General features: G+C 76.2%; 1 protein-coding gene and 1 pseudogene. Both read right to left on the bottom strand.

What is annotated here, in order from left to right; genetic code table 11:
• On the bottom strand, nt 1-1809 hold a 1809-nt coding region (locus ABZ885_RS38590), incomplete at its 3' end, for an ABC transporter permease (protein WP_360199481.1).
• Between the two features lie 175 nt (nt 1810-1984).
• A pseudogene (locus tag ABZ885_RS38585) lies at nt 1985-2425 on the bottom strand (hypothetical protein); the annotation flags it as partial.
• Nucleotides 2426-2870 lie beyond the last annotated feature (445 nt).

Genomic DNA, 2870 nt, shown 5'->3' with positions numbered 1-2870 from the left:
GCCGATCGCCGCCGCCAGGAGGCCGACCGCGACCGCCGACACCCCGGCCACCGTGCCGGCGTCCAGCCCGATCAGCAGGGCGGCCGCCAGGACCGCCCCGAGCGCGCTGTCCGCGCCGGCCACCACCACCGCCGCGAACCAGAGCAGCCCGCGCACCGGGTCGAACGAGGCCGCGTCGAAGGCGCGCCCGGCCATGCCCGTCAGCCCGCCGCCGAGCGCGGCCAGCGCCGCGCCCACCACGAAGGCGAACAGCTTCAGCCCCGGTACGTCCACCCCCGCCGCGACCGCGCCCGGCTCGTGGTCGCGCATCGCGGTCAGCGCCCGGCCGAGCCGCCCCCGGTGCAGCCCGTGCACCACCACCAGGCCCAGCCCGAGCAGCAGCAGTTCGGCCAGGTAGAAGGCCCGGTCACCGGAGAGGAAGTCCGGCCGGTCCAGGGTCAGCCCGGTGTTCGCGTACGGCTGCTGGAAGACGAAGCGGCTCATCGCCGTCCCGACCGCGAAGGTGACCAGAGCCAGCGCCAGCCCGCGCCGCCGGATCGCCGGCCAGCCGGTGAGCAGCCCGAGCGGCGCGGTCGCCAGCACCGCGAACAGCAGCGCGGGCGCGGCGGGCAGCGGCGGTACGCCGGGGATCCGCCCCGACATCAGCAGCGCCGTCCCGAGCGCGCCCAGCCCCGCGTATCCGGCCTGGCCGAGCGAGATCTGCCCGCCGTAGCCGGTCACCACCACGACGGAGAGCAGGATCAGCGCCAGCGCCGGCACCAGCAGGGCGCTGCGCAGGTCGTTCCCGCGGAAGCCGAGCGGCAGCAGGAGCAGCACCAGGCAGACGGTCCGGGCCGCGCGCCCGCCGCCGGTCGTCCGACGGGCGGCCAGCGGCGTGCGGTCGCGCGGCTCGCCGGCGATCCGGGAACCGGCCAGCAGTGCGGTGGCCAGCAGCGCCACCACGAACAGGTTGGCCTGCAGCGCCTGCACCAGCGGCAGCAGCTGGCCGGACGGGCGCAGCCGGGTCATCTCGGCCTGTGCGATCCCGAGGCCGAGGCCGACCGCCACCGCCACCGGGATGCTGCGCAGCCGCGCCGCGACGGCGACCGCCATCGTCTCCATCACGAGCAGCGGCAGCCCGTACGGGTCGAGCAGCAGGTACGGGGCGAGGGCGACGCCGACCAGGCCGGCCGTGAACGAGCCGAACGCCCAGCCCGCTGCGGACACCCGGTCGGCGTCCACGCCGGCCAGCCGGGCGAGCCGCCGGTCGTCCACGACGGCGCGCACCTGGAGGCCGAACCGGGTGAAACGGGTGACGGCGGCCACCGTCAGCGCGAGCACCAGGATGGCGGCGAGCTGCGCGACGGTGTCCGGGCGCAGGCTGTGCCCGCCGGGCAGCCCGATCGGGTTGCCGCCGAACGGGGAGGGCGCGCCGCTCAGCGGGGCGCTGCCCCACACCAGCACCACCACCCCGATGAGCAGCACGAACACGCCGATGCCGGCCACCATCGTCTCGGCCGGCCCGGCGCCGCGCCGCTGCAACGGCCGGTACACCAGGACGTCCAGTACCACTCCGAGCGCGGGCGCGACCAGCAGCAGGCAGCACGCGAGGGCCGGCCAGACCGGCCAGTTCCGCACCACGACCAGGTCGCGCAGCAGGTAGGCGACCAGCATCGCCTGCGCTCCCTGGGCGAGGTTGAGCACGCCGGTGGCACGGTGGCAGACCACCAGGCCGATGCCGCTGAGCGCGGCTGCGCTGCCCACGGTGAGGCCGGCCAGCGCGAGGTCGACGGTGAGGCCGAGGGAGTCGAGGGCGGCGGCGTCCGGCACGGGGACCGCCGCCTCAGCCGGTCGGCGGGGCGGTGTCGCCCGGACGGGTGGGCGGGGTGTCGGGTCCTTCGGTGTCGGTGGGTCTCTCGGCTCTGGTGGCTCCTTCGGTGTCGGCGGGTGCGGTCGGTGGCCCGGGTTCGCAGAGCCGGCAGGGGGTGAGCCCGCGCGCCCGGACGGCGGCGTCGTCCACCGGCCGGGCGTCGGGTTTGCCGGCCACCAGCGGGCAGTCCGGCCGGTGGTAGAGGGTCCCCCCGGGGACGGCGAGCCGGCCGGAGGCGCCCGCCGCTCCGGCGTCCGCCCCGGTCCCGGCCGCCGCGGTCCGGTCCGTCGCGCTTTCGCCGGCTCCGTTCTCAGCGGTCCCGTCCTCGTCGGGCTCGACCAGCAGCGCGTACAGCCGCTCGACGCGCCGGCTCGTCAGGTCGCCCTCCCCGGGCGGCCCCGTCGGACCGCGGGTGCGGTCGGACGAGCGCAGCGCGACGAGGACGACGCCCGACACGATCAGCGCCGCGCCGGGAATGGTGGACGAGGCCAGGTACGGGATCTGCTGCTCGGCGAAGCTCTCGCCGGAGACCCCGTACCAGCCGAGTACGCAAAGGGCGGCACCGGCGGCCGCGATGAGCCAGCCGGCCCATTCGCGCGCGTCCTGGACCGTCCGCGCCGCCCGCGCCGTGGGGCGGCGCAGCACGGGACCGCGCGGCGTGCCGCCGTCCGTCCGCCGCGCGCCGGAACGCCCTTTTTCTCCCTCGGATTGCGTTTCGTCCATGGATCCGCCTTCATGGTGTCACTTGCGACATTTCCAGGATCGGCCTGGAACAGCATCCGGACACCGGCAGAGCGGGCCGCAGCAGAGCGGGTCGCCGGGACGCCACTCGCCGCAGCCGAGCCGCGGTCGAGCCGTAGTCGAGAGGAACACCATGCACGTGAGGCAGAGCGGCATCCGCGAAACCCGCGGCACGCGTCGGCTCGGCCGATCAGGTTGGTGGTGGTCTCGTGCCCGGCTACGAGAAGGAGCACCGCAAGGGAGACCAGTTCGTCCTCGCTGAGCCGGTCCCCGCCGTCGC

Source organism: Kitasatospora sp. NPDC047058 (genome assembly GCF_040643935.1).
Lineage (GTDB): Bacteria > Actinomycetota > Actinomycetes > Streptomycetales > Streptomycetaceae > Kitasatospora.
Note: the sequence above shows the minus strand (reverse complement) of the source record. Positions and strands in the feature narration are given on the sequence as shown.